Here is a 25,234-nt window from a genome sequence, read left to right as displayed (position 1 = left end):
AATATAATATAGGAATTTATGATTAAGTTTGTATTAGATTATTCCAGCGGAGTGCCGGTCTACCGCCAGATTATCGACCAGATTATATTCGGTATAGCATCCGGACAACTTAAATTGGGCGAACAGCTTCCTACGGTCAGAGCGCTTGCCGTAGAGTTAAAAGTAAACCTCAACACGGTATCCAAAGCATATAAAGAACTGGAGATTAAAGACATTTTAGAGACTCAACAAGGAACCGGAACTTTTATCAACAAGACGGAAAACGTGATGCCGGAAAAGGAAAGGAATGATAAACTGAAAGAAATTTGCATACAGTTTTCTTCCGTTGCACACAGTTACGGCTTCAGCCTAAATGAAGTCATACGAGAACTAAAGAATATAGGAACTTCTAAAAAATAAAGATTATGACAACAAGTGTAATTAACAAGGGGCGGTTCAATCCCATTTCCCTTTCCGTGTTGCTGATATTGCTTTGCGTATCGGTTGTGTTGTATGTTTTGCACATCATAAACATTCCGATGCTGGTGCTTCTGGTTATCTTTTCCGGATTACTGGCTTCCGCCATCTGCATTGCCGACCAATGGGAACGTGCTGTGGTGTTGCGTATGGGAAAATACAAAGGGTTAAAAGGCCCCGGTCCTTTTATGATCATCCCGATCATCGACACAGTCTCGGGTTATATCGACCAGCGGGTGCGGGTAAGTTCTTTCAAGGCGGAGCAGACGCTTACCAAAGATACGGTGCCGGTCAATGTGGATGCAGTCGTGTACTGGACGGTTTGGGATGCCGAAAAAGCAGCCTTGGAAGTGCAGGAATACCAGAAAGCCATCGAACACATCGCCCAAACCGGTTTAAGAGATACGATCGGCAAACATGAGCTGTCGACTCTCTTGCAGGAGCGCGATAAAATCGCCGAAGACCTGCAACAAGTTTTAGACCATAACACAAGCCCTTGGGGCATCACCTGTCAAACCGTCGGCATCAACGACATCGCCATCCCGCAGGCTCTGGCCGACGCCATGAGTAAAGAAGCGCAGGCCGAGCGTGAAAGAAGAGCGCGTGTCATCTTGGGAACGGCCGAAACGGAGATTGCCGAAAAGTTCGAGCTGGCAAGCCGGAAGTACACCAATAATCCTGTCGCCTTGCATCTGAGAGGTATGAATATGTTATTTGAGGGCCTGAAAGAAAAAGGCTCTATGGTCATCGTTCCCAGTTCGGCACTCGATTCTATGAACCTGGGCGCTATGGGAGGCTTGGTTTCGTTAGCGAAGAGCGGCGAAACACCGGTCTGAGAACAACCGGATAACAACAACTATTAATTCACTTTAAATCACATCGGATATGAAAACAATTGCGCAAAACTTCCTGAGTGTGCTGGGATTGAGCATTGCCTTTGTGGCCTTTATGCTTATCATGATACAAGTGAATTATGACCTGGGGTTCGATTCCTGCCAGAAGAATGCCGGGTCGATATTCCGTTTGGATATCGAACAGGGCGGAAGCGCAAAAGCAATCGTCTGCCGCCCTTTCGCACGGGCGTTTACCGAATCGTCTCCACATATAAAAGGAGGATGCATCATGTCGGCATGGTCGAACAACTTCCTGCTCTATGTGGAACAAAACGGAAAACAGGTGAACTACGATGAAGATGTCTGGAGCGTTTCGCCCGAAATCATGCAGGTCTTCCATTTCGACATGCTGGAAGGCGACGCACAGTCGTTAGACGAGCCCAACAGCGTTATCATCCCTGAAAGTACAGCCCGGAGACTCTTCGGCAACGAATCGGCGATAAACAAACAACTGCACGTTTACATTCCGCAAATGGCTCCGATGACCGTCAAAGGCGTCTACAAGGATTTTCCCAGCAATTCTTCCCTGAAGAACTCGATGTACGCATCCATGAATCCGAAAGAAAGCTACGACGATTGGGAAAACTGGGGCTATCTGTTTTTCCTCCGCCTCGACGATCCAGCCAATAAAGAAAGTGTCCTGGACAATTTCAGGAAGAACTTCAATGCGAAAGAAATCCTCGAAAGCAACTTGTTCGGAGAAGACAAGGACGCGATCGTCTACCATCTGACCTCTTTGCCGGCTCTCCATTTCCTGACTAACGTGGATTTCGACACGATGCCGAAGGCGAGCCGCCAGACGATATTCGTTCTAATCTCCATCGCCTTTATCATCCTTATCATTGCCGGAATTAATTTTACGAACTTCAGCAGGATAGGACGCCGGATGCGGAACATGCTGATTGGTTTCCAACTCGCGGCCTCTCTCGTGTTAATCGCCGGAGCTTTGTTCATTCACCTGCAAAACTACTATATGCGGCATGCGCCGTTAGGTTATGACAAAAACGAAACTGTTGTCGCTCATTTGAATGTTAAGATCAACAGAAACCGGGAGGCATTCACGAACCGATTGAAAGCATTCGAGGATATAAAAGACGTCACCTATTCCCAATTCCTGCTATCCAGCCAGAAGCAATACATGGGCTACGGGCGCGATTACAATGGGAAACCTATTACTTTCCAATGTATTCCCGTATCATCTTCCTTCCTGAAAGTCATGGGAATAAAAGTAACGGAGGCCGGGATTTCCGCCCGGAAGACGATCAGAAGGAAACAGGTTGCTATCTGTTTAACGAAAAGGCGCGGGCCGAATATGGCCTGAAGTTGAATGAAAAGATAGAAGGGGCAGAAATTATCGGCTTCGTCCCCGACATCAAGTTCGCCTCTTTCCGCCAGGAAGTTGCACCAATGGCTTTTTACGTGTGGGGCAAGTACCAGTGGGGACAGGAAGGCCATTTCTACGACGTCGCCTACGTGAAGTTCAAGGCGGGCAGTGACCTGCGCGCGGGGATGAAACATGTACGCGAATCGTTAGCCGGGTTCGACAACGAATCTTCTTTCGATGTCCGTAGCTACGACGAAGTGCTGCAGCAGACTTACAAGCTGGAGTCGAACTTTGACTCACTGATTACGTTGTCCGGCTTTGCCGCTATCTTCATCTTGATCGCAGGAGTATTCGGAAGAAGACTGGAAGGGCGGAGAAAATAATCCGCATCTCCGGCACTTTTTTCTCCTGTTCTGTCGTATCTTTGTTGCGCAGACAATCGCGTGCAGTACATAAAAATTTACTGGCGGATAGTCTGGAAATAGGAATAAGCAAAATCTATCGAACGAGCAAACAAAGACTACAAATTATGGGGAATAAAATAAATAAGCACCTAATCCTTTCTTTATTGCTTTTTTTCCTGCTGCCGCTTCAGGCGCAGATTCCACGGCTTAGTAAAGATGCGAAGATCAGCCTGCTGACGGTTTCGCCGTCGGATGATGCGGTTTATACGGTTTACGGGCATTCGGCACTCCGGGTGCAGGACGCGGCGCAAAAGATCGATGCGGTGTTCAACTACGGGATATTCTCTTTTGCCAAACCTAATTTCATTTACCGCTTTGCCAAAGGGGAAACGGATTACCGGTTAGGCGTGGAACACTTCCGCGACTTTATGATCGAATATGAGATGCGTGGAAGCGAAGTGACGGAACAGGTGCTGGACCTCGATTCCATCACGAAGAACCAGATCTGGGAGGCCTTGCTCATCAATAGCCGGCCGGAAAACAGAGTCTACCGGTATAATTTCTTTTTCGATAACTGCGCAACCCGTCCGGCAGCGATCGTGGAGGCGAACGTAGAAGGCAAGATCCATTTCCCCGACCCGGGAAGGAAACAGACGTTCCGCGATATGATAAACGATTGCACCCGCAATCATCCCTGGCTGACATTCGGATGCGACCTGGCGCTGGGAAGCCCGACCGACCGCGTCGCTACACCCCGCGAAGAGATGTTCCTGCCGGTCTACCTGAAAGAGGCTTTCGGGAAGGCTACCATCAACGGGGCAGACGGTTCTGTCCGGAATCTGGTCGGCTCGGAACAAATCCTGACGGAAGGGATCACGGACGATACCGACGTGGAGAGCGATCTCTTCACTCCGCTTGTCTGCTGCTGGACGTTTTTCCTGCTTGTGTTAGCGGTCATTTTTATCGAATGGCGCCGGAAAACATATTTCCGCATTGTCGACTGCGTCCTGTTTTTCATGGCGGGAATGGCAGGTGTCGTGATGTTCTTCCTCTGCTTCATTTCAACGCATCCGAGCATCTGGCCGAACTGGTCGATCGTCTGGTTACAACCATTTGATCTGATAGCTGTTATTTTGTTTGCAGTAAAAAAGTTAAGAAAGGCTGCATATTACTATCATTTTATTAACTTTGCGGCGCTTACGCTAATGCTGGCTGGCTGGTATTTCATTCCACAGCACTTAAATACAGCATTCATCCCTTTGGTAATGAGCCTTTGGCTGCGTTCGGGATATGGCGTTTACAGAAAAATATGGAACATCGGGTACGGAAAATACTAACATCGCTCATCGCAATTCTGGCAGCGACCAATATGGAGCTCAACAGAGTACGCCCAAATTGGTTGTATGCATCACGGTTGACCAGTTGCGTGGCGATTACATCGAATACTTCTACAATACATTCGGCGAGCGCGGATTCAAGCGGTTGATGAATGAAGGACTGGTGTATAGCAATATCCGGTTTGAATTTTCCGATATCGACGAGGCCAGCGCCTTTGCCACCCTGTTTACCGGAAGCAACCCGAACTTCAACGGGATCTCCGGGACTAACACATACGATTTCGATAAAGACAGGGAAGTTTCGATCCTGAACGATCCGGATTATCTCGGCAACTATACTAAAGAGCATTATTCCCCCCGCAAACTAATCAGTTCCACCATCGGAGACGAACTGAAAATCGCCTCCAAAGGAAGAAGCGACGTTTACTCCATCGCTCCCAATCCGGAGAGCGCCATCATCTCGGCCGGACATGCGGCCAACGGTGCATTCTGGATGGACGATTACAACGGGAAATGGGCGACAACGACTTACTATAAAGGGCTTCCCTGGTATGTCGACCGCTACAATAACGGGCCGGAATCCTTGTCGGCACGCCTGGAACAGATGGCTTGGACGCCGTCATTGCCGTTGGACAAATTCAATGCTTTCCCGTATGTGCTGGATGAAATTCCTTTCAAATATACATTTAAGGAAAACACAAACGAGTGTTTCTTCAACTTGAAGACCTCACCCTTTATCAATAAGGAGGTCAACCGCTTGGCGCTTCAATTCCTCGAATACGGAGCTTTCGGTACACGTTCTTGTCCGGATATGCTTGCCATCACTTATTATGCCGGCAACTATCGCGGAAACATGAACAAGGAATACACCCGCGAAATACAGGACACTTACTATCAACTGGATAAGGACCTGGAGGAATTGCTGGACAAGATCGACAAGAAGGTCGGGCTCAACAATACGCTGATCGTATTCACCGGTTCCGGCTATTACAAGAGCGAAGAAGAATACCCGGAAGGGATGCAGCTGACAAACGGCGAATTCCACCCGAAACGGTGCGTCGCCCTGCTCAATATGTACTTGATGGCTCTCTACGGCCAGCACACAAACTGGGTAAAAGGTTTCTATAACAACCAGATTTATCTGAATCGCAAAGCGATAGAAGATGCCAAGCTGGAACTGATCACGATACAGGAAAAGGCTGCCGAATTCCTGCGCGAGTTCAGCGGCGTACAGTTCGTTGCAACGGAAAATGTGCTCCGCACGGGCAACTGGAACGAAAAGACTTCCCAATACCTGCACGGTACGCATTTGTCAAACCGTGGCGACCTGATCATCGAGTTGCAACCGGGATGGACCATCAACAACGACGATCCGAAAGCGAAAGTAAAAGTAATACGAAATAATGCAGTGATAACCCCGCTGGTATTTATGGGCAACGGTCTCAAACCGGAGCATATCTACCGTGAAGTAAAAGCCACAGAGGTAGCCCCTACGGTAACCCACGTGCTGAGGATCAGACCGCCAAACGCATCCCTCAGCTTGCCGCTCCGGGAATTGACAATCAAAAAATAAGGATTGAATCATCAGTTCCCCCGGTTTCAAACAATACTATTTTACAAACTAAATAAAAGAATAATAACGTCCGAAGATTAGGAGAATTCTTAATCTTCAATTCAATAATTATATCATGGGATTTAATGAATTTATGACGAAGCTGTTCGGCAACAAGTCGCAGCGTGACCTGAAAGAAATTACCCCGTATGTGGATAAGATCAAGGCCGTATATCCGTCAATCCAAAAGCTCTCGAACGACGAGCTTCGTGCAAAAACAGACGAGATCAAACAACGTATCCAGGACTATGTAGCCGATGAACGCGCCAAAGTGGAAGAACTGCGCAAAGGCATCGACGACAAGGAACTGGAAGAACGTGAAGCGATCTGGGCTGAAGTAGACAAGATCGAAAAAGAAATCACAGAAAAGATGGAAGTCGTACTGGAAGAATCTCTTCCGGAAGTATTCTCCATCATGAAAGATACGGCTCGCCGTTTCACAGAAAACGAAACGATCGAAGTGACGGCAAATGACTTCGACCGCAACCTGGCTACCAAATTCGACTTTGTGGAAATAGACGGCGACAAAGCCTCTACCACAACCATTGGGTTGCCGGCGGTAACGAAATAACCTGGGACATGGTCCACTACGATGTCCAGCTGTTCGGTGGTGTCGTTCTGCATAAAGGTAAGATTGCGGAAATGGCGACCGGTGAAGGTAAAACATTGGTGGCAACCCTGCCAGTATTCCTGAACGCGCTGACACGCAACGGCGTGCATGTCGTAACCGTGAACGACTACCTGTCCAAACGTGACTCGGAATGGATGGGCCCGCTCTATATGTTCCACGGACTTTCCGTTGACTGTATCGACAAACACCAGCCGAACTCCGATGCCCGCCGTGCTGCCTACAATGCAGATATCACATTCGGTACAAACAACGAATTCGGTTTCGACTACCTGCGCGACAATATGGCGATCAGCCCGAACGACCTGGTACAGCGCAAACACAACTATGCGATTGTCGATGAGGTCGACTCCGTATTGATCGATGATGCCCGTACGCCGTTGATCATCTCCGGTCCGATTCCCCGCGGTGAGGAACAGTTGTTCGAACAGTTCCGTCCGAACGTGGAAGTGGTTGTTAATGCACAGAAAGACCTTTGCTCCAAATTCCTGATCGAAGCCAAGAAGAAAATGGCAAGCAGCGACCAGAAAGAGGTGGAAGAAGGTTCCATCCAGCTCTACCGCTCTTTCAAGGGATACCCACGCAACAAGGCACTTATCAAATTTCTGAGCGAACAGGGCGTTAAGGCCCAGATGTTGAAGACGGAAGAATACTTCATGTCTGAAAACATGCGCCATATGCACGAAGCGACAGACGAACTGTACTTCGTGATCGACGAAAAGAACAACAGCATCGAACTGACAGATAAAGGTATCGACCTGCTGACCGGTAACTCGGACGACGCGACATTCTTCGTATTGCCTGATATCACCTCACAGCTTTCCGAACTGGAGCACATCCAGAACGAGGAAGAAAGACAGGCCAAGAAAGACGAACTGCTCGCCAACTATTCTGTCAAGAGCGAACGTGTGCATACGATCAACCAGCTGCTGAAAGCTTACACCTTGTTTGAAAAGGACGACGAATACGTGGTGATGGACAACAAGGTCATGATCGTAGACGAACAGACGGGCCGTATCATGGACGGACGCCGTTACTCGGACGGTCTGCACCAGGCTATCGAAGCCAAGGAACGTGTGAAAGTGGAAGCTGCCACACAGACATTCGCCACGATCACCCTGCAGAACTACTTCCGTATGTATCACAAGCTGTCAGGTATGACCGGTACGGCTGAGACGGAAGCAGGCGAATTCTGGGACATCTATAAACTGGATGTTGTCGTAATCCCGACAAACCGCCCGATCGCCCGTAACGATATGAACGACCGCATCTACAAGACCAAGCGCGAGAAGTATAACGCCGTAATCGAAGAGATCGTGCAGTTGACCGAAGCCGGACGTCCTGTACTGGTCGGTACGACATCCGTCGAAATCTCCGAATTGCTGAGCCGTATGCTTACGATGCGTAAGATCAAACATAGCGTGTTGAACGCCAAGTTGCACCAGAAGGAAGCCGAGATCGTGGCAACAGCCGGACAGACAGCCGCAGTCACCATCGCAACCAATATGGCCGGTCGTGGTACCGACATCAAGCTGTCGCAGGAAGTGAAAGCTGCCGGCGGTTTGGCTATCATCGGTACGGAACGTCACGAAAGCCGCCGTGTAGACCGCCAGTTGCGTGGTCGTGCCGGACGTCAGGGTGACCCGGGTTCTTCTGTATTTTTCGTTTCCTTAGAAGACGACTTGATGCGTCTGTTCGCTTCCGAAAAGATTGCCGGACTGATGGACAAGTTAGGATTCAAGGAAGGCGAAGTGTTGGAGCACAGCATGCTGAGCAAGTCTGTGGAACGTGCACAGAAGAAGGTGGAAGAAAACAACTTCGGTATCCGTAAACGCCTGTTGGAATACGACGACGTGATGAACTCACAACGTAACGTTGTCTACACCCGCCGCCGTCACGCCCTGATGGGAGAACGTATCGGCCTGGACGTGTTGAATACGATTTACGATACTTCCGTTGCAATCGTTGAGCAACATGCGGATGGCGATTACGAAAGCTTCAAGCTGGAACTGTTCAAGACGTTCGCTATGGAATGTCCGTTCACAGAAGAGGAATTCAAGAGCGAAAAAGCTGATAAACTGGCCGACAGACTGTTTGACGAAGCACTGCAACTGTTCAAACGCCGTATGGAACGCATGACACAGGTTGCCAACCCGGTTATCAAACAGGTTTACGAACACCAGGGAGCGATGTATGAAAACATCATGATCCCGATCACAGACGGCAAACGCATGTATAATGTCTCCTGCAACCTGAAAGAAGCATACGAAACAGAAAGCAAAGCCATCACAAAGGCATTCCAGAAATCGATCGTCCTGCATACAATTGACGAAGCCTGGAAAGAACACCTGCGTGAAATGGACGAACTGCGCCACTCGGTACAGAACGCCAGCTACGAAAACAAAGATCCTCTGTTGATCTACAAGCTGGAATCATACAACCTGTTCAAGAACATGTAGATGTGATGAACCGCAAGACAGCAGCCGTCCTGATGCGTGGCCAGATCCCTGTCCGCGAAGAACCGACCGAAGAAGAAAAGCAAGCTATGGCAGCCCGCCAGGCAGCAGCCGAAGAAGCAGCCCGCCAGCGTATCGCCATCCAGAAAGCCGAGGCCGAACGTCATCAGGACATGAGCAAATATCGTGCAGTAAAAACCGATATCTCCGGCAACAACGATCCGGAAGCCCGTGCCCCGCAACAGCCGCGCCAGGAACCGGTTCGCGCCGAAAAACGCGTAGGCCGCAACGATCCTTGCCCTTGCGGAAGCGGTAAGAAATACAAGAACTGTCACGGACAGGGTTTATAATCCTCTCCCTGCTATAAACAAAGGCGGCCCAAAAGGTCGCCTTTGTTGTTTCGAAAAAATAACATTGCCGAAATATCATTTTGTCATATTATTCGTATATTGGAGGCCAATAAACCATTAAATACTAACAATATGATCATCGGAATTCCTAAAGAGATTAAGAACAATGAGAACCGCGTGGCACTTACGCCCGCCGGTGCAAAGGAGTTGGTAACACGAGGACACACCGTGTATGTACAGCATACAGCCGGTGAAAACAGCGGATTTCCGGATGCAGCCTATGAGGCGGCAGGCGCCCAGATCCTTCCCTCTATCGGAGATGTATATAAGATTGCCGAGATGATCGTCAAAGTAAAAGAACCTATCGCAGCCGAGTATCCGCTCGTACGAAAAGGACAATTAGTATTCACCTATTTCCATTTCGCTTCCGACGAGAAACTGACATTAGCCATGATGGAAAGCGGCTCTATCTGCTTAGCATACGAAACGGTCGAGAATCCGGACGGCACGCTTCCGCTGCTGATCCCCATGAGTGAAGTCGCCGGCCGCATGTCCGTACAGGAAGGCGCCCGTTTCCTTGAAAAGCCGCAAGGCGGAAAAGGCATCCTGCTGGGTGGCGTTCCGGGTGTCAAGCCTGCCAAAGTACTGGTGTTAGGCGGCGGCGTGGTCGGACATAACGGGGCTTTGATGGCTGCCGGTATGGGTGCGGATGTCACGATCGCTGATATTTCCCTGCCACGCCTGCGCTATCTGGACGAGATCATGCCGGCCAATGTCAAGACATTATATTCTTCCACCCATAACATCGAACAGGAACTTCCGACAACTGACCTTGTGATCGGTGCCGTGCTAATTCCGGGAGCGAAAGCGCCCCATCTCATAACCCAGGAAATGCTCAAGTTGATGAAGAAAGGCAGTGTGCTGGTAGACGTCGCCATCGACCAGGGCGGCTGCTTCGAGACCTCACACCCGACGACCCATGCCGATCCGATCTTCGAAGTGGATGGGATCGTACATTATTGCGTAGCCAATATTCCGGGGGCCGTTCCGCAGACTTCCACCCTCGCCCTCACCAACGCCACGCTTCCCTACGTCCTGAAGTTGGCAGACAAAGGATGGCGGAAGGCTTGCGAAGAAGACAAAGGGCTGGCGCTCGGTCTTAATATCGTGGAAGGCAACATCGTCTATCCGGCAGTAGCGGAAGCATTCGAATTGCCTTGCTCCACCGTTCTATAAAATGATACAAACAATATAAAAAACATAGGGGCAGCGAAAACGTTGCCCCTTCATATTCTTTATAAATCTAAAAAAACACAAAAACCTTTTGTCCCTTACATCACACTTACTACCTTAGTCGAATTAATTTTAAAATATACATTTAATCACCATGAAGAAAATTATCTTATTACTGGCTTTTTGCCTGAGCGTAGGCAATTTATTCGCTCAAGACGCGAACGCAGACAAATTGCGTGAAGAAGGAGATGCAGCCATGACTGCTAAAAACTATCCTGAAGTTGTCACCAAGTACAGCGAATTTCTGAAACTAACAAACTATGAAGATGAAAGCCGTATCTTTAACTGCGCCTTTGCTGCCTTTAATGCAAAACAGTTTGACAACGCTATCAAATTCTACGACATGGCCATCCAGAAAGGCTATAAAGTCGACGACGCTTACGTAGGGAAAGCAATGTCTTTGCGTAGCCAGGACAAAGCAGCCGATTTCACAACAACAGTCGAAGCAGGTTTAAAAGTCAACCCGCAAAATACCAATTTGGAGAAATTACTCTACGGTTACTGCATGAAAAAAGGACAGGCAGCCCAGAAAGCCGGCAAGACAGACGAAGCGGAAGAACTGTTCAAAGACGTACTGGTTGTCGGTAACAAGACATATAAAGGCAACGCCTCTACAGCCTCGGCGTAATGTTTTACAATGCAGGTGCTAAAATCCTGACAGATGCCACTCCTATCGCAACATCCGATCCGGACAAATACGCTGCCGAAAAGAAGAAAGCAGACGCCAGATGGCAAAAGCAAAAGGTTACCTGGAGCAGGCAATCGCCTTGAATCCGGCAGATGCCAATTCCAAAAAGATTCTGGATGCTATCAAATGACAAAATAATTCAGAAAACAATAGAACAAAAAAGGCGGATCATTGCGATCCGCCTTTTTTTGTATAAATGCTTGTGCTTCCCGCTACTTAAAGAAGTACCGGAAGATGTCGTTTCCGTTCGCATAAATCAACAAGGCGAACAGGAGGAACATGCCGGTGACCTGCGCATATTCGAGGAACTTGTCGCTCGGCTTGCGGCGGGCAATCACTTCATAGATCAGGAACATCACATGTCCGCCGTCCAATGCCGGGATAGGCAATATGTTCATAAAGGCAAGGATGATGGAAAGGAATGCCGTCCGCATCCAGAATGTCTGCCAATCCCATTCGGCAGGGAACAGGTTTCCGATCGTTCCGAAACCACCTAAGCTGGAAGCGCCTTCTTTCGTAAAGACATATTTCATGTCGCTCACATAGCCTTTCAACGTATTCACGCCCAACATAACGCCGGCGGGGAATGATTCAAGGAAGCTATATTTGCGAGTCACGGTCTGATATATATCAAAATAAGAGAGAGAATAAACGCCTAACTTGCCTGCCGTATCAGTACGCAATGTCAAGGACTGCGGGGCGCCGGCACGGTAAAATCCGACCGTGATATCTTTATCCTTATTCTGCGCCAATATTTCTCCGACTTCATAAAAAGTAGGTGTCATAACACCATTGATCGACACGATACTGTCCTTCGGTTGCAGCCCGGCAATAGCGGCAGGCGAATCATTTCCGGCAAGCTCGCGCACGACCATCGGGAAACGGTAAGCGGCAAAGCCTTGCTTGTCACGCATAAAACGCTGTGCCATATCTTCGGGGATGGGAATGATGGTTTCCACACCGTCGCGCAGAACTGTTACGGTCTGTGCATTGAGCACATGGCGCAAGCAATCTTCACCGAAACGTTCCAGCTCCGTATCGTCAGCCCGCAAAAGGACATCGCCGTCACGAAAGCCTACGTTATGGAAAGTTTCGCTGTAATCCATACCGGCTTTCACGTTCTTCAAAGGCAGGTATGTATCACCCCAGGTAAACAATACCATCGAATAGATAAAGAGAGCCAGCAGGAAATTGAACAATACGCCGGCAATCATAATCATCAACCGTTGCCCGGCTGGTTTGGAGCGGAACTCGTAAGGCTTGGGCGGTTGTGCCATCGCCTCCTTGTCCATGCTCTCGTCTATCATACCGGATATCTTGCAATAACCTCCCAAGGGAAGCCAGCCGACGCCGTATTCCGTTTCACTGTTTTTAGGCTTGAACTTGAATATCGAAAACCAGGGGTCAAAAAAGAGGTAGAACTTCTCTACCCTGACCTTAAAGATACGGGCAAAGATAAAATGCCCGAACTCGTGGACCAGGACCAATATCGATAAGCTCAGAATGAGCTGTAGTGCCTTAACCAAAAATGTTTCCATCTATTATTCTTTAATTTATATATTCTTTAAAACAAACTCGCCGCTATGCGCCGCGCCTCCGCATCTGTCGCCACATAGTCGTCATAGGTGGGGACAGGAATAAAGGTGGCTGTTGCCATTGTTTTTTCGATCACTTCGCTCATCTGCAGGAAGCCGATCTCGTCGCGCAGGAAAGCAGCCACCACCACTTCGTTAGCCGCATTCAGGATACAAGGCATATTCCCGCCTTTCCGGATGGCATCGAAAGCAAACGCAAGGTTGCGAAAACGCTCCATGTCGGGCTCTTCAAAAGTAAGCGTTGCATATTGGCTGAAATCCAGACGGGGCGCTTTACTGTGCAACCGTTTAGGATAAGAGAAGGCATAGCTGATCGGCAGCTTCATATCGGGAATACCCAACTGTGCCATCACTGCGCCGTCCTCGAACTGAACCATCGAATGGATCACGGATTGCGGATGTACAACGACCTGTATCTGTTCCGGAGTCACTCCGAACAGCCATTTCGCCTCGATCATCTCGAAACCCTTATTCATCATGGAAGCCGAATCGATCGTGATCTTGGCGCCCATACTCCAGTTCGGATGTTTCAATGCTTGCGCCTTGGTAACAACAGCCAGTTCTTCCATAGTCTTCGTCCGGAAAGGACCGCCGGAAGCCGTCAGTAATATCTTCTCGACCTGATTCTCCCATTCCCCCGCTAAACACTGGAAAATGGCAGAATGTTCAGAATCGACAGGAAGGATCGGCACCTTATGTTCGACAGCCAACGCTGTGATCAATTCGCCTGCCACGACCAGGGTTTCCTTGTTTGCCAACGCGATCGCCTTGCCTGCTTTGATAGCGGCAATCGTCGGTTTCAGACCGGCATAGCCCACCATAGCCGTCAGGACCATATCGATCGGTTCCGACTGAACCACCTGGGCTATTGCATCCGAACCCGCCCACACTTTGATAGGAAGGTCTTCCAGCGCCTCTTTCAATTCGGGATATTTCTGCTCGTTGGCGATCACCACCACTTCGGGCATATATTTACGTGCCTGGTTGATCAGGAGATCGACCTGATTATTGGCAGTGAGAGCATATACTTCAAAAAGGTCGGGATGTTCGCTGACAACTTCCAGTGCCTGCGTCCCGATAGAACCTGTAGAGCCTAATATGGCCAAGCTTCTTTTCATGCGTATTAAAATGCTATATATTCTTCGGGGTTGACCGGACTGCCTTTATACCACAACTCAAAATGGAGATGAGGGCCTGTCGACAGTTTCCCCGTATTGCCTACCAGAGCGACGGCTTCACCCGCCACAACACGGTCGCCCACCTCTTTCAGCAATAGTTCATTATGTTTATAGATCGATAAAAAACCGTTCTTATGCTGTACCTGTATCACATTCCCACTGTTCGGATCGAAACCGGCAAAGATCACCGTGCCGTCCAACGTTGCCAGCACACTCTCTTTCGGAGCGGCCACCAGATCAACCCCGTAATGGCGGATATTGGCATCATAATGGGCAGAGACAACACCGTTTACCGGCTTGTAGAAGAAGACCCCGTCGGTCGGAACCGGGTTCGGGTCCAGCACAGCCAGGTTATATTTCTCCGCCTCCTCAAACTCTTTTACAAATTTCGTTTCTTCCTTGCTGCGCGGAATCTCATAATCCGGATTGACACGCGCCAGCGAATCGATCTCGCGAATCGAATCGATCGGCATCGTCCCCGACAGGATACCGGCGACATTATTCAGATAAAGAGATTGAATCTGTATCATCCTTTCTAACGAATCGGCACGCAGGCGTTTTGCATGATCTCTTTCCGGACTTCCACATCCAGATAACCCGGCAGGTAGTTTCGTATCGGCGTCTTAATAATGATCAACGATGTGAAAACAATCAGCAGGAAAGCGAACAAGCCCAACATGGCAAACGCGGAAAGCTGCGACAAACGGAACGACCACACTTCCTCCAACGTACTTTCGTTGAAGAAAGACAGCTTATATTTAAACCGGATCCGGTGCCAGAATGATTTTGTGTTTGTTCGTTTTTGCTTACGTGCCATGTGTATTCATCAATTTCATAAATCCAGCAAGCCGTCCGGAATGGACACGACCAGCTTTTTATTCTCGTGATCAGCCGACAAGATCAGCTCTTCGACAGCCGGCAACAGGAGTTCCTCGCCATTATGGTCGATCTGCAGGAGTACATTGAGCGTCGATTCGTCGACATCGGTCACCTCTCCTATCTCGCCATGTACCCCGTCTATGACGGTATAGCCTATAAAGCTGTCCCATGTCATATCTCCGACCAGGTCATCTTCGTCCACCTCATCGAGCGGGTAGAACACTTCGCGGTTGGAAAATTCGCGGGCTGCCTTTTCATCGTCCACATTCTTCAACTTCAGCAAAATGACTGTGTCCGTCTTATAACGGTACTCTTCGATAAAAAAAGGAACCAGGATTCCGTCCATCTCGCAGACGATATACGGATCGTCCGAATCATCGAATACGTCACTGTTCGTCACTAATGCGATCTCCCCTTTTATGCCATGAGGTTTGGCAAACTGTCCTATCTTGAAAACGTCTTCTTTCTTTATCATGACAAGAATGTTTAAAGTCGGGTAATACGCGCCCCGATGCTATTCAACCGTTTGTCAATATTCTGATATCCGCGGTCTATCTGGTCGATGTTATGGATACGGCTGGTCCCTTCGGCGCTCATGGCGGCAATCAGCAGGGCGATACCGGCACGGATATCCGGAGACACCATATTGGAAGCACGCAGTTTGAAGCGGTTTCCCAGACCGATCACAGTTGCCCGGTGCGGATCACAAAGGATAATCTGCGCTCCCATATCGATCAGTTTGTCGACAAAGAAGAGACGGCTCTCGAACATCTTCTGATGGATCAGCACGCTGCCGACCGCCTGTGTCGCTACAACAAGGAAGACACTCAGCAAGTCCGGCGTCAGTCCCGGCCAGGTCGCATCGGCAATTGTCATGATAGAACCGTCGATAAATGTCTCGATCTCGTAAGAATCGTGTGCCGGGATATGGATATCGTCTCCCATCTGTTCGACGGTGATCCCGAGGCGGCGGAATGAATCGGGAATAATTCCCAACATTTCATAGCCTGTATTCTTAATCGTAATGTCGGAACCGGTCATAGCGGCCATTCCGATGAAACTGCCGACCTCGATCATATCCGGCAGGATCGTATGTGTCGTACCGCCCAACGCCTCAACCCCTTCAATCGTCAGCAGATTGGAGCCGACACCCGAAATACGGGCTCCCATGCGGTTCAGCATGGAGGAAAGTTGTTGCAGGTATGGTTCGCAGGCAGCATTATATATCGTTGTTTTTCCTTCCGCCAGCACAGAAGCCATCAGGATATTAGCCGTACCGGTCACAGAAGCTTCGTCGAGCAGCATATACGCACCTTTCAGCTTCTTGGCTTCAATTTCGTATAACTGACGGTCCGGATCATAACCAAAGCTGGCACCTAATTTCTGTATGCCGACAAAATGGGTATCCAGACGGCGACGTCCGATCTTATCTCCTCCCGGTTTCGGGAGCAATGCCTTTCCGAAACGGGCGACCAAAGGCCCGACAATCATCACCGAACCGCGAAGGGAACTGCTCTTACGCAGAAACTCGTCCGTTTCGAGGTAATTCAAGTCGACGGCATCCGCCTGAAAAGTATAAGTATCGGCTGCCGGACGCTCCACCTTCACCTGCATCTCACGCAAGAGCTGGATCAGGTTGTTCACATCCAGGATATCGGGGACATTATGAATCGTCACTTTCTCCGGCGTAAGCAGTGTCGCGCAGATCACCTGCAGGGCCTCGTTCTTCGCGCCCTGGGGTACAATCTCACCGGACAGCCGGTAACCGCCTTCTATGACAAATGAACTCATCGGCCTTTACGTGAATAGTTCTTTTTGCTGCCGCCGCTGTTTGTATTGTTGCGTGCGAGGATGTCACGGCTTTCCGCCAGCTTGTGCACCTCTTCGTCCAACACAATCTGTCCTTCCGACAGTTCGTCCAAATCTTTAAATATCTTCCGGTCGTCAACTGACTCCTTATTCCAGGTCAGGAACGACTTCTTCATCTGGGTAGCCAACAATTTGACAAGTTGGTCTTTCTCGGCTCCCGGCTCAAATTCCGTTGCTTTCTGGATCATCTTTTCAAGCGTCTTTCCATAATGACGATACCGGATGCGCTGGTTGTTATACGGCAAACGCGGCGGACGCGAGTAAAGGTCTTCCTTGCGTATGATCTCATACGGATAATCGATATCCAGTTTAAAATCAGCCATGATAGCCAGATGGTCCCACAAAATATGCTTGAAGTCATTTACATCGCGCAAATGGGGAAACATGTTTCCCATGATGTTAATTATAGAATCGGCACAGCGTTTACGTTCTTCCCTATCCTGAATAGCGACACAATAATCTACCATATTCTGTATATTACGTCCGTACTCAGGCATCACTAATTTCTTTTCTTCTGTATTATATTTCATTACAAATTCAGTTTATCCGACAAAGTTACAGATTATAATTGACTTAAGCAAGACGGTCCCGTAACAGGAAATACGGCAGGGGAAGTTTTTATAGTTTTTACAGTTTTCAACTTTCAACTGTAAGCGCTTTCCAAAGCGCATCCTCCGGAACAGGAGCAACAATGCTGACCGGTTCTTTTGAGACAGGATGGATAAATTCGGCGCTGCGGGAATGCAGGCTGATGCCGCCGTCGGGATTGGAACGGGGGAAACCATATTTCAAGTCGCCTTTGATGGGACAGCCCATTTTGGCAAGCTGGCAACGGATCTGATGATGACGGCCGGTTTTCAGGTCTATGGCCAATAGATAATAATTGTCCGAGCGGGCAATTACTTTATAGTGCAGGATTGCTTTCTTGGCATCCGCCCGTTCCGTGTCGTAAGCATAACTCTTGTTTTGCTTCTCATTGCGGACAAGCCAGTTCACCAGTTCGCCTTCTTCCGCCGGCGGACAGTTCTTGACGATCGCCCAATAGGTCTTCTTCACCTCACCCACACGAAACATTTCATTCAGGCGGGAAAGCGCCTTGCTTGTCTTGGCAAACAGAACGACACCGCTGACCGGGCGGTCCAGCCGGTGCGTAACGCCTACAAAGACATTACCGGGTTTACAATACTTCTCTTTCAGCCACGCCTTAAGCATGTCTGCAAGAGGAGTATCACCGGTTTTATCTCCTTGTACAATCTCACGGCAAGTCTTGTTTACCGCAATAATATGATTGTCTTCGTAGATAACTTCCATATATTACATGTTCATGCCACCGTCAACCTGGATCACCTGGCCGGATACGTAAGAAGACATATCGGAAGCCAGGAATGTAGCGATGTTAGCCACATCTTCAGGCGTACCGCCGCGACGCAGAGGGATCTTCTTTGCCCACTCGGCCTTAATCTCTTCCGACAAGGCAGCCGTCATATCTGTCATGATAAAGCCCGGAGCGATTGCGTTGGCACGGATGCCGCGTGAACCTAATTCCTGTGCAACAGACTTAGCCAGACCGATCATACCTGCTTTGGAGGCGGAATAGTTGCTCTGGCCGGCATTACCGTGTACACCGACAACGGATGCCATATTGATAATACTGCCTGAACGCTGTTTCATCATCACCGGAGTACAAGCGTGGATGAAGTTGAAAGCAGACTTCAGATTGACACCGATAACAGCATCCCACTGGCCTTCGCTCATACGCATCATCAGGCCGTCTTTCGTGATACCGGCGTTATTCACCAGAATATCAACACGACCGAAGTCTTTTACCACTTCAGCGACCACGTTATGTGTTTCTTCGAAATTGGCAGCGTTGGAAGCATAACCTTTTGCTTTTACGCCCAATGCTTCAATCTCTTTCTGGGTAGCCAGACCGTTTTCGTCGATCACCAGGTCCGTGAATGCAATGTTTGCGCCTTCGGCTGCGAACTTCAATGCGATAGCTTTGCCGATACCGCGTGCGGCACCGGTAATGATTGCCACTTTTCCTTCTAATAATTTCATATTCATTTCGTTTTTAGATTCAACATTTAATCAGACAGGCTCCTGCCGAATAACCACCGCCGAACACGGTGATAGCCACCAGGTCGCCTTTCTTGAAACTATGGTCGTTCTGAGCATACACCAATGCGGAACTAACAGAACCGGTATTGCCTAATTCTTCAATATTATGCAGGAACTTTTCTTCCGGCAGTTCGAGTTGCTTGGCTATATTGGACATGATACGCATATTAGCCTGATGACCGATGAAGTAAGTCAGGTTGTCCAGTGTATAACCATTCTTCTCTAACAGGAAAAGCACATTCTTCGGCATATAGGTACAAGCCTGGATAAAGACATCACGTCCTTCCGGCATCATGATACCGCCATCGCACGGACGAAGATGCACGGCATCCGGTGCTTTGCCCAGATGGCCGAGTCCTTGCGTAAAGACTTCCACCACTTCCGGGTCTGTATCCGACACACGTTCCTTTGAAATAAAGAAAGCTGCTGCCGCATCGCCCCAGAGGTGACCGGCTTTCGGGTCCGTTTCATTATAATAAGCAGAGTTCTTGTCCGCAGAAAGAATCAATGCTTTTGTTGCTTTTCCCATAGCGAAATATCCCTCCACTACTTCCAGCGCATTCAAGAAAGAAGAACAGGCGGAAGAAAGATAGAGTGCTTTTGCGTTCTCGATATTAAATTCGTGCTGGACAAGATGGGCAGCAGTCGCTACCGTATCATAAGGGGAATAAGAGGCTGATATAATCAAGTCTACTTCCGTGATGTCATACGGTAATTTGGGAAGGGCATTGCGGACAGCATCCATACTCATCGTATTAATATTTTCCTCCGCTTTTGCTTTGGAGCGGGAACGAATTCCTGTACGTTGTTCAATCCACTCGCTTGTCAGCCCGTTTAACTCTAAAAAATGTTGGTTATCTACCCGTTCTTCAGGCACATAAAACCCTGTTGCATTAATAAACATTCCTCAGTATTGTGTTACTTTATCTTTATACCATTGAATATTAAATTCATTACATTATCTCTCCGTTTAATCCGCTGGCTGATGTTGTCTCCCATGATTCCACGTATATACGGTACTTCCAACCCTTTCAGGGCATGATGAAGAACAATTGCCGTAATTTCAGTATCGGGCATATCAAAGATACCTTCTTTCACCCCGGCGTCCAGAATACCGTGTATCATCTCTGTTTCACGGATGTCGAAGTTCTTCCTGATTTTCTCTACACGCCATATATCACGGAAAAAGGTTGCTCTCAGCGTCCCGTTACGGAACACCAGCGCTTTAACAGCATCCAGCCTGGCATAAAGAAACGTCATTAACTTCTCATCTGCCGGAAGGTCTTTCTCAGCCACATCCTGCAGCATCTTGTACAACTGGTCCAACTCGGATTCGACCACTGCCAGATAAATCTCGTTCTTACTCTTAAAGTACGTGTAAAGCGTACGTCTTCCTTTTTTGGATGCCTGTGCAATATCGTTCATTGTCGTATTATCCACCCCCATGCGGGCAAACAATTGTCTGGCCACATCCACCAACATCTCACGTGTTTTAGAAACTGTCATCGGCATTTGTATTGCACATTTTGATTAAAACTGTGCGCAAAAGTACCGGAAAAATTATTAACTACCAAAAACATGTTTACATTTTATCCAAACAAACCTTTATAATAGAGATATGGACCAATCCTTTTATAATAAGACAGAACTTATGCAGACAAAGCCTTCCCGGAGATTACTTCCAGACCAAAACGAAAGAAAATACCCGGAAAGTTTGTTTTATTAAAAATAATCCGTACCTTTGCACTCGCAATCAGGAAATGATCGCAACTATATCGCGGAGTGGAGCAGTGGTAGCTCGTTGGGCTCATAACCCAAAGGTCGTAAGTTCGAGTCTTGCCTCCGCAACAATAAAAGCCTTCGGTTCTTTTGAACCGGAGGCTTTCTTATTACCACCTAACTATGCTCCTCTTTTGCATGTCACAACTGTATTCTTTCCATGTCACAACTGTCTTCCTTCTATGTTACAGCTGGATTTCTTTTGTTTCACAGCTGTAACATGAATAGCAGGCAGGTATGGAGGGGCCACACATTCCGCATCATTCATTCTATCTGCCGGGTTGTTCCTTCCTCTACGGCACAAACATACACATGAAGTCCGGTTTGAACTCTCTGGCACGTTTGTTGTTATTTTATATATGTATTGAAACAAAGAAAAAGCAGACTTAACAACATATATAAATATGGCCTATATAGATTATTACAAGATTTTAGGAGTGGACAAGAGCGCTTCGCCGGAAGATGTCAAAAAGGCATACAAGAAGCTGGCGCGGAAATACCATCCCGATCTGAACCCGAATGATCCGGATGCACACCGCAAGTTTCAGGAAATAAATGAAGCCAACGAGGTGTTGAGCGACCCGGAGAAACGTAAGAAATACGACCAGTACGGAGAGAACTGGAAACATGCCGACGAGTTTGAAGCCCAGCAACAACAATACCGCCAATATCAGAGCCAGAGCGGACAGGGCGGCGGCACTTACTGGAGCACATCAGGCGACGGCAGCGAGTTCTCCGACTTCTTCGAGCAAATGTTCGGAGGCATGGGCGGCAGAAGCAGCTACAGCAGCAGAGGCAGCCATGGCTTCCGTGGTCAGGACTATACGACAGAATTGCAGGTTTCCCTGACAGAGGCAGCCAAGACACACAAGCAGATTATTACGGTAAACGGCAAGAACCTGCGTATCACGATCCCGGCCGGTATTACAAACGGACAGACCATCAAACTGAAAGGCCAGGGCGGTCCGGGTGTGAACGGCGGACCGGCAGGCGACCTGTACATCATATTCCACATTCCCGAAGACAGCCGGTTCAAGCGGGTGGGCGACGACCTTTACATCACCGCTCCGTTAAACCTCTACACGGCGATCCTCGGCGGGGAACAGATTGTAGAGACAATGGACGGAAAAGTAAAACTCAAAGTAAACCCGGGAACCCAAAACAACAGCAAGGTACGGTTGAAAGGAAAAGGATTCCCCGTTTACAAAGAGGACGGAAAGTTTGGCGACCTGATAGTCACCTACTCTATCGATATCCCGACTAACCTGACGGACAAGCAGAAAGAGCTGTTCCGCGAGATACAGAGTCTTAATTAAAAAAACAAGATTGTTATGCAAACAGATTTAATCATAGTCAGTGAATACTGCCAGATATGCCATATCGAACCGTCATTCCTTTACATGCTGGAAAAGGGCGGACTGATAGAGATCGACACCGTAGAAGGAGAAAGCTACCTGCCTGCATCCCAACTGTACGATGTGGAACGATACACCCGTATGTACTACGACCTGTCCATCAATGTGGAAGGAATAGACGCCATCCATCATCTGTTGGACCGGATCAAGTCCATGCAGCAGGAAATTAATCATCTGAAGAGCAAACTGAGGTTATACGAAACGGGTAATCATGAATCGATTGCAGATTTATAAACTGTCAAATTGCTGTTTCATAGGCTCCAGTAGACTGGGTACAAGAATATATTACAAACTATTTGTAAATAAATTTGGTTTGTAAGAATATTTTTGTACCTTTGCACTCGCAATCAGGAATGATCGCAACTATATCGCGGAGTGGAGCAGTGGTAGCTCGTTGGGCTCATAACCCAAAGGTCGTAAGTTCGAGTCTTGCCTCCGCAACCAGTAAAAGAGAATCAAGCAATTGGTTCTCTTTTTTTATTTACCTTTGCCGCCAAATAAGAAACAATCATGGAACAGATAGAATTAATCCTGAGCCGTCACGGCGAAACGGAAGAAAACAAACAGCACATCATGCAAGGCCAGCTACCCGGCCACCTGTCGGAACTGGGCAAGCAGCAGGCCGAGGCATTGGCCGAAAAGCTGAATAACGAAGAGTTAGATGTGATCGTATGCAGTGATCTGGCACGCAGCTACGACACGGCGATGGCTGTCGCACGCAAGAAAGGATTACAACCGGTAGCCACTCCCCTGCTCCGGGAAATGGATTGGGGCGTCTATACCGGAAAAGTGGCGGACGAAATGGATTTCACCACGTTGCCGGAAAGTGTGGAGACAATCGAAGCGATGTATAAGAGGGCCGGAGAGTTTATCGATTTCCTGAAAAAAGAGTTCCCGGGAAAACGGATTCTGGCAATCGGGCACGGCGGTTTCAATCGCGCCATCGTAGTACGACTGGAAAACCGGGCTCCTGAACAGATGCTTGAATTGCCGATCATGAAGAATACGGCATGTATGCGTTTCACGCTGCCGTAATCTTCCGACGGGTATTTTATTTTAACGGATCGTAATCGTACAATCTTCCAGACTGTCGATGATAGCAAGGCTTTCAACACGCGCTTGCGCCTCGTTCAGCACATCGCGTCCATGCTGGAACGCCTTTTCTATAATAAAGCCCATTCCTTCCAACTTGGCACCGGACTGTTTCACCAGGTCGAGCACTCCCATTGCAGCGTTACCATACGCCAGAAAGTCGTCGATAAAGAGGATACGGTCATCGGGAGTCAGGAAGTTATTACTGATACAGACTGTATAATCACGGTCCTTCGTAAACGAGTGAACAACGGTAGACAACATATTTTCCATTGTTTTCGGCTTCTTTTTCTTGATGAAGACAACAGGCAGATGCATAATGTATCCGACCATGATAGCCGGGGCAATACCGCTTGCTTCTATTGTCACGATCTTATTGATATCAGCATCCCGGAAACGATAAATAAATTCTTCAGCCACCTTATAAAGCAGCATAGGGTCCATCTGGTGGTTAATAAAACTGTCGACCTTCAGGATGCCTCCCGGATAGCATCTGCCGTCCTGCAAAATACGTTGTTTAAGTAATTCCATTTTATTCTGTTTTATCTTCTTTTACTCGTATCAATACATTTGCAACAATAGCTGCAAGTCCTCCGGTCGTAATGCCGGAAGAGAAAATGCCCTTAATGGCTTGAGGCGCCGTGTTCAGGATATCCGGCATCATCTCCACGCCTAACCCCAGGGAAAGGCTGACAGCCAATACCAAAGTCGCTTTCCGGTTGATCTCCTGGGAAGCGATAATGCGGATACCGGCAGCCGCAACCGTACCGAACATCAACAAGGTAGCCCCGCCCAACACAGGATCGGGCATCAGCGAAAAGACAACGCCTACGATCGGGAACAGCCCCAGCAACACCAACATACCGGCAATATAATATCCGACATACCGGCTGGCAACACCCGTCAACTGGATAATGCCGTTATTTTGCGCAAATATCGAATTCGGGAAGGAATTAAAGATACCGGCGATAAAGGAATTTACCCCATCTGCCAATACGCCGCCCGACACTCTTTTCAAATAACTGTCTCCTTCTATCGATTTCCCCGAAATCATAGAGTTTGCCGTAACATCACCCGTAGCCTCAATCGCTGTAATCAGATAGACCAGGCCGATTGCCACGAAAGCCGAGATATTCAGGTCCAGCCCATACTTGAACGGCATCGGGATATTGAATCCCATCAGGCTTTGCGAAGAAGCCGCCGCCATGTCGACCATGCCCAGGAAATAAGCCAACGCATACCCGATACATAATCCAAGCACAATAGAACTCATCCGGAGATATTTGTTCTTGCAACGGTTAAAGAACAACACGCTCAACAATACAGCCGCCGCCACTCCTATATTCCGGATACTTCCGAACGTACCATTATCCATCGCACCATATCCGCCGCCGCACGAAACAACTCCTACTTTAATCAGGCTCAATCCGATCAGCAACACCACGATGCCGGACACCAGCGGCGTAATAATAGAACGCATATACTTAAATGTACGGCTGATCACCATCTCGATCGGAGCAGCAGCAATGCAAGCCCCGAATATAAGAGGCAACCCGCCTGCCAACCCGGCAGAGATAATCGGTCCGATAAAAGAAAAGCTCGTCCCCTGGATACAAAGCAACTTTGCTCCGACCGGTCCGATCCGGCGGCATTGGACAAAGGTGGAAATCCCGGATGCAAACAGGGCCATCGAGACCAGGAAACCGGTCGTTTCCAAATCTAACTTTAAAGCTCCGGCAATAATAAGCGGCGGAGTGATAATCGCCACAAAAATAGCCAGCAGATGCTGCAACGCCGCAAACAGAGCTTCCTTAAAAGGGGGACGGTCGTCTATGCCGTAGATAAGATCGGAGTTAAGATTCATA

Annotated in this window: 21 protein-coding genes, 2 tRNA genes and 3 pseudogenes; 14 read left to right on the top strand and 12 right to left on the bottom strand. The window is 48.4% G+C overall.

The features are described from left to right. The first annotated feature begins 18 nt into the window (after positions 1-18). The 9 genes and pseudogenes from DW083_RS10330 to DW083_RS10295 all read left to right on the top strand — a co-directional run bounded on the left by DW083_RS10330 (position 19) and on the right by DW083_RS10295 (position 11,381). Positions 19-399, top strand: a complete 381-nt coding sequence (locus DW083_RS10330; protein WP_115498221.1) for a GntR family transcriptional regulator — start codon at positions 19-21, stop codon at positions 397-399. A 5-nt stretch (positions 400-404) separates the two neighbouring features. Further along, entirely contained in the window at positions 405-1,292 is an 888-nt protein-coding gene (locus DW083_RS10325) for a slipin family protein (RefSeq protein WP_122332319.1), read from the top strand. Between the two features lie 49 nt (positions 1,293-1,341). Continuing rightward, positions 1,342-2,670, top strand: a complete 1,329-nt coding sequence (locus DW083_RS10320; protein WP_233552142.1) for an ABC transporter permease — start codon at positions 1,342-1,344, stop codon at positions 2,668-2,670. Positions 2,671-2,672: 2 nt separating this feature from the next. Beyond that, positions 2,673-3,056 (top strand): hypothetical protein, encoded by a 384-nt coding sequence (locus DW083_RS22745; RefSeq protein ID WP_233552136.1) that lies wholly within the window; start codon positions 2,673-2,675, stop codon positions 3,054-3,056. A gap of 158 nt (positions 3,057-3,214) precedes the next feature. Then, a complete protein-coding gene (locus DW083_RS10315) occupies positions 3,215-4,414 on the top strand; it encodes a DUF4105 domain-containing protein (protein ID WP_122332326.1) in 1,200 nt (399 codons plus the stop codon). Further along, positions 4,387-5,987: pseudogene (locus DW083_RS10310) on the top strand (alkaline phosphatase family protein). Before DW083_RS10315 ends, DW083_RS10310 begins: the two are co-directional and overlap by 28 nt. A 115-nt stretch (positions 5,988-6,102) precedes the next feature. Beyond that, positions 6,103-9,460 (top strand): annotated as a pseudogene (secA, locus tag DW083_RS10305) (preprotein translocase subunit SecA). 132 nt (positions 9,461-9,592) lie between these two features. Beyond that, on the top strand, positions 9,593-10,696 hold the full coding sequence (gene ald / locus DW083_RS10300; RefSeq protein WP_122332318.1) for an alanine dehydrogenase: 1,104 nt from the start codon (positions 9,593-9,595) through the stop codon (positions 10,694-10,696). A 151-nt stretch (positions 10,697-10,847) separates the two neighbouring features. Further along, entirely contained in the window at positions 10,848-11,381 is a 534-nt protein-coding gene (locus DW083_RS10295; RefSeq protein WP_233552134.1) for a hypothetical protein, read from the top strand. A gap of 272 nt (positions 11,382-11,653) precedes the next feature. On the opposite strand, the gene rseP is transcribed toward DW083_RS10295, so the two are convergent. The 10 genes and pseudogenes from rseP to DW083_RS10245 form a co-directional block, all read right to left on the bottom strand. After that, positions 11,654-12,979: an RIP metalloprotease RseP gene (gene rseP, locus DW083_RS10290; RefSeq protein WP_115498214.1), complete on the bottom strand. Its 1,326-nt coding sequence runs from the start codon at positions 12,977-12,979 to the stop codon at positions 11,654-11,656. A gap of 26 nt (positions 12,980-13,005) precedes the next feature. Beyond that, positions 13,006-14,154, bottom strand: coding sequence for a 1-deoxy-D-xylulose-5-phosphate reductoisomerase (locus DW083_RS10285; RefSeq protein ID WP_122332317.1), 1,149 nt, complete (start codon positions 14,152-14,154; stop codon positions 13,006-13,008). Between the two features lie 5 nt (positions 14,155-14,159). Then, positions 14,160-15,031: pseudogene (locus DW083_RS10280) on the bottom strand (M23 family metallopeptidase). A 15-nt stretch (positions 15,032-15,046) separates the two neighbouring features. Next, positions 15,047-15,568, bottom strand: coding sequence for a ribosome maturation factor RimM (gene rimM / locus DW083_RS10275; protein WP_122332316.1), 522 nt, complete (start codon positions 15,566-15,568; stop codon positions 15,047-15,049). 11 nt (positions 15,569-15,579) lie between these two features. After that, on the bottom strand, positions 15,580-16,884 hold the full coding sequence (murA, locus tag DW083_RS10270; protein ID WP_115498210.1) for a UDP-N-acetylglucosamine 1-carboxyvinyltransferase: 1,305 nt from the start codon (positions 16,882-16,884) through the stop codon (positions 15,580-15,582). Then, positions 16,881-17,492 (bottom strand): DUF4290 domain-containing protein, encoded by a 612-nt coding sequence (locus DW083_RS10265; RefSeq protein WP_115498209.1) that lies wholly within the window; start codon positions 17,490-17,492, stop codon positions 16,881-16,883. The genes murA and DW083_RS10265 overlap by 4 nt, the downstream gene beginning before the upstream one ends. A 106-nt stretch (positions 17,493-17,598) precedes the next feature. Then, positions 17,599-18,273: an RluA family pseudouridine synthase gene (locus DW083_RS10260; protein WP_122332315.1), complete on the bottom strand. Its 675-nt coding sequence runs from the start codon at positions 18,271-18,273 to the stop codon at positions 17,599-17,601. Between the two features lie 3 nt (positions 18,274-18,276). Next, positions 18,277-19,023 carry a 3-oxoacyl-[acyl-carrier-protein] reductase gene (gene fabG, locus DW083_RS10255; protein ID WP_115498244.1) on the bottom strand — a complete coding sequence of 249 codons (747 nt, stop codon included), beginning with the start codon at positions 19,021-19,023 and terminating at the stop codon, positions 18,277-18,279. Positions 19,024-19,042: 19 nt separating this feature from the next. Further along, positions 19,043-19,987 (bottom strand): 3-oxoacyl-ACP synthase III family protein, encoded by a 945-nt coding sequence (locus DW083_RS10250; RefSeq protein ID WP_115498207.1) that lies wholly within the window; start codon positions 19,985-19,987, stop codon positions 19,043-19,045. A 14-nt stretch (positions 19,988-20,001) separates the two neighbouring features. Then, on the bottom strand, positions 20,002-20,595 hold the full coding sequence (locus DW083_RS10245) for a TetR/AcrR family transcriptional regulator (RefSeq protein ID WP_115498206.1): 594 nt from the start codon (positions 20,593-20,595) through the stop codon (positions 20,002-20,004). Between the two features lie 264 nt (positions 20,596-20,859). Here DW083_RS10245 and DW083_RS10240 point away from each other — a divergent pair. From DW083_RS10240 to DW083_RS10220, 5 genes are all read left to right on the top strand, one after another. Then, positions 20,860-20,931: transfer RNA gene (locus tag DW083_RS10240), tRNA-Met, on the top strand. Positions 20,932-21,266: 335 nt separating this feature from the next. Beyond that, positions 21,267-22,178, top strand: coding sequence for a DnaJ C-terminal domain-containing protein (locus DW083_RS10235; RefSeq protein WP_122332314.1), 912 nt, complete (start codon positions 21,267-21,269; stop codon positions 22,176-22,178). A gap of 15 nt (positions 22,179-22,193) precedes the next feature. Continuing rightward, positions 22,194-22,511, top strand: a complete 318-nt coding sequence (locus tag DW083_RS10230) for a chaperone modulator CbpM (protein WP_115498204.1) — start codon at positions 22,194-22,196, stop codon at positions 22,509-22,511. A 135-nt stretch (positions 22,512-22,646) separates the two neighbouring features. Further along, a tRNA-Met gene (locus DW083_RS10225) sits at positions 22,647-22,721 on the top strand. A 66-nt stretch (positions 22,722-22,787) separates the two neighbouring features. Continuing rightward, positions 22,788-23,312 (top strand): histidine phosphatase family protein, encoded by a 525-nt coding sequence (locus DW083_RS10220; protein ID WP_122332313.1) that lies wholly within the window; start codon positions 22,788-22,790, stop codon positions 23,310-23,312. Between the two features lie 21 nt (positions 23,313-23,333). Here the strand turns inward: DW083_RS10220 and xpt are convergent, their stop codons facing one another. Both xpt and DW083_RS10210 read right to left on the bottom strand, forming a co-directional pair. Continuing rightward, positions 23,334-23,900, bottom strand: a complete 567-nt coding sequence (xpt, locus tag DW083_RS10215) for a xanthine phosphoribosyltransferase (RefSeq protein ID WP_115498202.1) — start codon at positions 23,898-23,900, stop codon at positions 23,334-23,336. Between the two features lies 1 nt (position 23,901). Further along, complete coding sequence (locus DW083_RS10210) at positions 23,902-25,233, bottom strand: nucleobase:cation symporter-2 family protein (protein WP_122332312.1); 1,332 nt, start codon at positions 25,231-25,233, stop codon at positions 23,902-23,904. Position 25,234 lies beyond the last annotated feature (1 nt).

The sequence above is a fragment of the Parabacteroides sp. AF48-14 genome, assembly GCF_003477465.1.
GTDB lineage: Bacteria > Bacteroidota > Bacteroidia > Bacteroidales > Tannerellaceae > Parabacteroides > Parabacteroides acidifaciens.
This window is presented reverse-complemented; position numbering and strand designations above follow the sequence as displayed.